We start from the raw sequence: 7,397 nt of genomic DNA, 5'->3' as shown, positions 1-7,397 counted from the left end.
TTTCGCTCAAACCCTCGTTTGTGCGAACGCCTTTTTTGGAGCAAAAAACATGGCCTTTAACCCGGAGCTGGGGAGCACGTCTCCCGCAGTGCTGCTCGATAATGCCGAGCGCCTGGATAAGCTGGTGAATGGTGATGCGCCGACCGAACCAGACCGCGCTGGCGTTGATCTGGATACCTGGCGCGGAATGATGGCGAAGAATGACCAGATTCGTCAGAACCTTGTGCCATTGAGTAAGCAGTACATGACGCTTGAGGCGGCCCAGGCGGATATCGTCAATATCCCGGAGGGCAGCACCACGTATGTGCGAAGCCTGGATGGTAGCGCTCTGGCAGATGAATATATCAATAATGCCGGTGTGCTCACTGCTACCGGGCGCCGATTGATTTCGAAAGAATATGTTGATGCTCTTGTCGATGCCATTTACGAACGCATAACACCACTTCAGGCTTCACCCGATGCGCTTTTTGACATCGTTTCACGTAATGGTCTCCGTCCCTTTAAAATCGATGACGATAATGGCGAAATCTCATTAAGTTTAATCGCCCGCTTATTAACCGGGGATTCCGGTCTGAATTTCAGCGGTAATATCCTTGATAATAATGCGCCTGAGGGGTGGTTATTCTTAATTTATGCGAAAAACGGGCTGGTTATCGCAGGGGTGAAAGAAGACGGAACAAAGGTCGGCTGGGGCGGGAGTGACAGCGGTGGCGGGCAGGCTGGCGGCATTACCCCTGGCGACACGGCAGTGGGTTATGACGATATTCGTAACTACACTGGCGACGCTACGGTTCGTGATGTTGTGGGTGAGCGTATTGGCGGCAGGTTCGTCGTTGATTCGTCTGACACGTCATCGCCGGATGATGGCGGCGGTGTTCTGGTCGGTGTTGACGGTCGTCGCTGGGTCCGCCAGTGCGATTTCGTTTCTTACGACATGTTCGGCGCTCCCCGCATACCGGAGGACACCTATCAGTCATATGCTCTGCTTTCCATGCAGGGAAATGAAGCCTCCGCGCAGGCGCTGCTGGCCGACCAGGCGGCAGCTGATCAGGCCATGATAAATTGCCATGCTTTTGCGAATAAGCACGCGATCCCGGTCGTGCAGAATGCTGGCCGCTTTCTCTGGATCGGCGAGTCTGTGATTGTTCGCACGTCATCATACCTGACAGGCTGTACTGTCGTGACCTGTAACCGAAGTGGTCTGGCAGAAAATCGATGGGGTAAAGTGGACGGTGTTAACGATGGCGCGCCGGACCCGGTTTACATGTACCGCATCCAGGGGAAAAACCGCATTGACTTTACGACTTCGGAACTGAACGAGCTTAACACCACCTACGCGTCTTATCTCCGGCGGGGCAGTATGCGGCTTCCCATGCCTAAGTTGTATCAGTATCGCGGGGGATATTTCGGGTATATATCTTCCGCAGTGGAACTGTACCGCAGTGGCGGACGCGGCAATCCCCGTCAGCACGTTCATTTTCGGGATTTTACCCGGATCGGAAGGAACGGGGCGATAACTGACGTATTTGTGAAAAATACGCCAGCAGGTACCGTGTCAGAGGCGTGGATCCAGCCAAAAGAAAGCGCCTGGCTTAACTTTTACCCGCCAACATTCTTCGAGGCTGGTGCTGACCGCCGGTTCGTTAATATGCAGATTGAACGGTCGCAGGTGAACATTTGCGATTTGGTGATGGAGAACTGGGCTACGGGCAACATTGAGTCACGGGTGGCCATCAGCTCTTATGGTGTCTGCGATCTCCGCATGCGTAACGCTACGGCTGAATGTATGCCAAACGCGAATAACGGGGCCTACGTCATCTGTTTTCGCAACAGTATTGAAGTTCATGTTGACGCCTATTACGGGCTGCATGGTTGGGGATTCCAGGGCCATCACGGTGTGAAACGCCTCTTTATCGATCGCAGCGTCATGAACCGTTTCGATTTTCACTCGTTTGGTTATGACGTCTTTATCGACAATACCCGCTTCAAGGGGAAGCAGGTGAATCTCCAGGGCGGCGGGGCATTCTCAATGCGCAACATTGAATTTGACGTTGTCCCTGCTTCAACAGCGCAGAGCGGTACGATGGAGGATCGCCTTAATTACTTCATCAACATGCGTGAAGATTATGCCGGTGACTGCGAGTGTAACCTTTCCATTGATGGACTCGTGGTCAGATTCGATCGCACGGTCAACTGGGGAGGGAATAACACCTTTACGTTTGATGTTGTCCGCATGAATGCCGGAACGGCTTTCGACTACGGAATTGACACAAAAGACCCGCATACCGTTATTGGCAGGAATATCGTTTTCGATCTGGACGGGATGTCGGCGATATTGCCGGATAATTTCGCCTTCTCATTCTGCCGGCCGCTTAAAAATCTCTACACCCCGGCCGACCGCACGTACCTCCCGGGCCTGATAAAAGTTGAGAACATGACGGCGATTCATGTGCCGGACGATAAAAACGCGGTGATGGCGGTCTTCCGATGTGGGGATGATATGGCGCAAAACCCGTTCGGCAGTCGGGTGAAGCTTCGCCCGAATGGTACCAACGCCGACATCATCGCTGTGGACGTTGTCAGCGTCATCAATAATCCGGTCGTGGCTCAGAACGCCAGCCCGACAGTCTATATGCCGGGTGAGGCATCAGCATGGGATACGGTTGTGGACGGCTCGACATACCGGACCAGTGAATATTCATGGCGACCTAAAGTCTCTCTGCGTAACTGCTATCCATCAATCATTAATGCGACGGGTGTAAAAGCGGAATTTGACATTCACGGGGGATTACTCGCCCGCTACAGCATCGGCAATACGGGAAACCGCTGTCGCGTGACAGGGGCTGATATTCAGCTTATTCCGGACTCCACCGGCACGCTCTATTTTGATGCCTCGAATGTCAGAGCAACAGGCTGTGACTGGTTTGACCCGATGAACGGAGCGACATACAGCGGCATACTTAACGGCACCGGTAACGAGAACCGGGGCACCCCTGCGCACTCACCCAATATTTAAGGATAACTCATGTCCGGAACTCGTATTTTTTGCAATCAGATTTTCTCCGTCACTGACTGGAATCACGACTATGTAACCGTGCCTTCTGTACTGGAAAGCCAGTCGCCGCTGCCCGCGCTTGCCTGCTTTGATTTACTCAATCCTCTGGATAACAGTGGACATGGTTATACGGTGAGTCCGGGGGGCGGGCAGGTGCGTGATTGGGGACTTCATTATGAAGATGGCTCGCTTCCGTCAAAAACGGATTTTTCAAAATCAGGTCAGGGCGCAGTGTCTTTTGTCACCGCGTTTAAATTATCTGCGCTGAGCCGCTACACACATATCATCAGCAATCGTGTTGCAGGTGGCGGATTTAACCTTTACTTCAACAACGGTCTCTACATGTCCGTAACTTACCCATCCGGGAATACCGTTATCGTGAGTGATGGTACTGTCAGTAAGCCCGAAGTGAACACGTGGTACGTAGCATCAGGAATATTCGATCCGGCAAACAATAATGTGAGGGTCCAGTTCAGTGACCTGGGCGTGCGGCTTGGAAGCATCGGAACGGATTTTCCGGCGAACGCCTCACTGTTAGCGCCATTAGTTATAGGGGGCGATACAACAGGCAGTACAACCTCTTCGATGCTGGGTGATATCGCATTTGTTGCCCTGTATGACGGCGCATTTACCCAGGCCCAGCGCGAAGCAATGGTTGTTGTAGGTCAGGATGTTTTACGGGAGCGCGGGCTTATCTGAGCTGGTTCATGAAGAATCCCTTGCGGCTGGCAATTATCATGACAGCCGCAATTTGTTGCTACGACAATGCATTAAACTGAGACACTAAATCAGCATCAGCTAACGTGACCGGGTAATAAACCAGGCGCTTAAGATAAGTGTTTGAAACAGCGCCAGGCGTCGTTCTGGCCCGCCCAACTATTAACCGGTTCAGTTGAGTTGATACCAGCGGAGCGCCACTGTATTTGTTGATGCCGTCAAATACACGCATATCGCCGCTGATAAATGAACTGATAAAGGACTGATGGCCGTTTCGGACCTGGCCGAGACGTTTTACCTCAACCGTAACTTCAGAACTGCCGACAATTTTCGCGGCGGCCGCCAGGTTCTGGTTGGTGATACTGTTACTGATGCGGCGGTTCAGAAAACTGACATATTCAGCGACACTGTCATTATCAAGACAGACAATTGCCTGCCCGGCGTTATAGACACCACTCATCGCCTGCAGGCTGGCGGGCATATTGTAATCAGCAAAAATTGCCCCGCGGTCAGCAGCCATAAAATCAAGATCGGTACGAACGGTGCAGACCTCATCAGGCCGGGTTACAGTTGCGCCAGCTGTCGTGATGTATGGCGTAACACCATCCCAGTTTTCAATCTGCGCCCCCCAGATGTAAACACCCTTCCCTGAACCTGTATAGGCTGGCAACGCAGCAGCTGATGTCACGTCATTCACAAGCGCCAGTGTGAACTGCGGGGAGGCTGTGCCCGCAGGGGTAATGGTGATACTCAGACGGTACCAGCCATTTTTATATTTCCGTATGCTTGTCTGCAGGATGCCGGACGAGCTACGGGTTCTTAAGCCGTTGACCAAATCGAAGTTTGCAAACTGCGTCGTTGTTACTGCACCCTGAGCGACCAGCTGGATAACACTCGCGGTATTCGCTTTCGCAAAAATACTGAATGTGACAGGACTTCCCACGGTGGCGGCCGGAGTGGAATTTTCCTGCATAAAGTGCACAGTATCAACGCTGTCAGTGCTTTCATTGAAGGGTGATGCAGAGACGTTACCATCAGGTGCGATTGTTTTGGCGGCCGTGGTGGACACGCCCGATTTTGTCCAGGTCGTGCCAGAAAAGTTTTCACTGTTGGCCGCAAGGTTAGTTACCCCTGCAGCAACGCGAAGCCCCAGGCACTCACCAGTAATCGGATCATATTCGATCGCAGCTTCACCGGACGCCAGATACTCTATCAGGCCGCTTTTGTTCACGCGGGTAGTTTCCGATGCGCGAGTAAAGGTTACCACGTCAGCCAGACGGCGGGAGCGAATTGCATTACCCGTTGTTCTGCCGAGGGCAATATAAAGCTCTTTCTCAAAGTCCAGGTAAAGGCTGGCCAGTTTCGGCATCGGGGCCTGCGGGGAAGGAAGTGCGGCAGCATCGCCCTGATAAGTTTTATTGCTCTTGATTTGAGTTGCCATTGTCAGATTCCTGGATTGTTCAGAGTGGTGACGCGGGTTTGTGTGCCGGTCAGATTTAGTGTGTTCTGCGCGTTACCCACGCAGTGGTTAAATGAAATATCGACATCGGTAAGCGTACCGCTGGCATAAACAGGATATTGCTGAGTAGGCGTAGACTGGATGTCGCGAATTTTATTTGCGCTGAACGAGCTGATCTTAACTTCTGAGGCCAGATTAATTCCGTTCCCGGAAGCGGTCAGGCCGTTATTCCAGAAGCGGTTGTTTACCACATCCATATTGATCGCCGTCCCGTCTTCCAGGTTCAGACCATGCCGTCCGTTTCGATAAACGTCATTCCCCTGGATAAACATGCTGCGGACTTCCTGGCCTGGCGATTTGAGGTTAATTCCATCTTCGCCATTATCACGGATGGTATTGCTGTCAATCTGGTATTCGCCGTCTCGCTGCTCAGTCGTGCTGTTGTAATAGACGCCATGTTTAGCATTTTTGGCGATAATATTGCACTGCAGACGCCCGCGCGAACCGGGATATGCCAGCACAGTTCCCGGACTGATAATCACGCCATAATTATTTTCTGAGAAGTTGTTATTGGTAGCGAGCATGCCATCAACACCACAATCACCCAGGCCAGCGTTATTCCCTGTACATGTGTTGCCGGTGACTATCGTGTGTTCAGAGCTGTAAGGCGCATTTGTTCCGTGCTGTTTCTCAAGGAAGATGCCGAAGTTCTTCCCGTTGCGGCAGAAGTTTCCTGCGACATACAGCGGCTCGCTCTGCGTACCGCCAGCCCCTAATCCGAGACCAGATGCCCCCGCAGGGTTATCGTTACCCGACGGCGCTAGCCGACCAAAGTTCTCCACCACGCATTCAGTAATGGCGGAATCGCGCGCAAAGTCGATGCCAATCCCAGTCGCGCCAGAGTTTCTCACCCGCAGGCGGTGCAGGTGGCCGCGGCGGTAGAAGTTAAAATACAGGCCCTTAGTCCTGGGGAGATAACCCTCATCCGGCAATACCTGATCCTGACAATCCACTTCAAAATCGGAGTACACAAAATCCGTCAATTCCGGGACGGGATTCGTCGGTGATGTGGTGAACTGGATCGCCGAATATGAGCCATACGGCATCAGTATCGTTTTCCCGGTACCTGCCCCAATAATCGATACGTTGGGCGCGGGCGTGAGGAAGGAACTCAGCCGGTATACTCCTGGCGGCAAGTAAATCACACCACCATACGGATTGCGGGCCATGTCCCGGATTGCGCGCTGAATCACCTGTCGTGCATCTTCCTGGCTGTTCGGGTCCCATCCATAGTCCTTGATACTGGTGAGAAACCGGCCATCTGCCTGCTGCTGCACGCGGCGGGACAGGCTGTTCAGCATATTGTTAACGGATGTCGGAAGACCCGGGAGATTAAGACCGCCCAGCTCATCAATATAGCCATATGCCGCCTTATCAGCGGAGCTCAGCGTGTTGAGAAACGGCCCGGAAACAGGCTGAACCTGAGCAAGCAGATCCTGCAGCGGAAAATCAGTTAGAGGGATGCGAATTTTCCCTTCAGCATCAGTGATGATAAGCTGCAGGCCGTCTTTATCCGTGGCTGAATGAAGGTTCGTAGAGTTATCCTTCCCGCTACGCGATGCCATCTCCTGAATGCTTTCGTCCATCCCCGCCAGATAATTATCACCGGTCTCTGTTTTTACTTCCGTAATCTTTCCATCAGATGAAACTGTCCGTACGAGACCAGAATCATCGGTCATGCCCAGCAATTTAGTAATTTCTGCAGATGCAACTGATGCAACAATGACTGCCACACCTGCGCTGTTTTTATAATAATTAAATCCGACAACGTTCCCTTCACCCTGAGGAACGCGGAAATACTGACCATCAGTCGTGCCAGCGATGCCTGCGGGTTCGTCCGGAAAAGTGAAGCTCGCAGTATCAAGAGAGGTAATGATGTCGTCCAGTTGCTCTACGCGTGTCTGGTTTTGTTCCATTATCAAACGCCAGGAGTCCAGAGGATCCCCACCACGATCGGGAACGTCGGCGGCGGGGCCGTTCACCAGTTCATCGAGACGTTTGGCATTACCGACCAACACCTCGGGAGACGAGCTCCCCAACGGCGGATTAAAGGCCATGTTTTTTGCTCCAAAAAAGGCGTTCGCGCAAACGAGGGTTTGAGCGAAA

At 52.5% G+C, this 7,397-nt stretch carries 3 protein-coding genes and 1 pseudogene; 2 read left to right on the top strand and 2 right to left on the bottom strand.

The window, feature by feature from the left end; all coding sequences use genetic code 11:
* Positions 1–49: 49 nt before the first annotated feature.
* Together ABLV11_RS06815 and ABLV11_RS06810 are read left to right on the top strand one after the other, a co-directional pair.
* Positions 50–436, top strand: a pseudogene (locus ABLV11_RS06815) (right-handed parallel beta-helix repeat-containing protein); the annotation flags it as partial.
* 2,589 nt (positions 437–3,025) lie between these two features.
* Complete coding sequence (locus ABLV11_RS06810; protein WP_244058609.1) at positions 3,026–3,754, top strand: LamG-like jellyroll fold domain-containing protein; 729 nt, start codon at positions 3,026–3,028, stop codon at positions 3,752–3,754.
* Positions 3,755–3,812: 58 nt separating this feature from the next.
* Here the strand turns inward: ABLV11_RS06810 and ABLV11_RS06805 are convergent, their stop codons facing one another.
* Positions 3,813–5,213 carry a hypothetical protein gene (locus tag ABLV11_RS06805; RefSeq protein ID WP_348855237.1) on the bottom strand — a complete coding sequence of 467 codons (1,401 nt, stop codon included), beginning with the start codon at positions 5,211–5,213 and terminating at the stop codon, positions 3,813–3,815.
* 2 nt (positions 5,214–5,215) lie between these two features.
* On the bottom strand, positions 5,216–7,397 hold a 2,182-nt coding region (locus ABLV11_RS06800; protein ID WP_348855236.1), incomplete at its 5' end, for a glycosyl hydrolase family 28-related protein.

This window comes from Klebsiella sp. GW_Kp181, assembly GCF_040062315.1.
In the GTDB taxonomy this organism is placed as follows: domain Bacteria; phylum Pseudomonadota; class Gammaproteobacteria; order Enterobacterales; family Enterobacteriaceae; genus Klebsiella; species Klebsiella oxytoca.
This window is presented reverse-complemented; position numbering and strand designations above follow the sequence as displayed.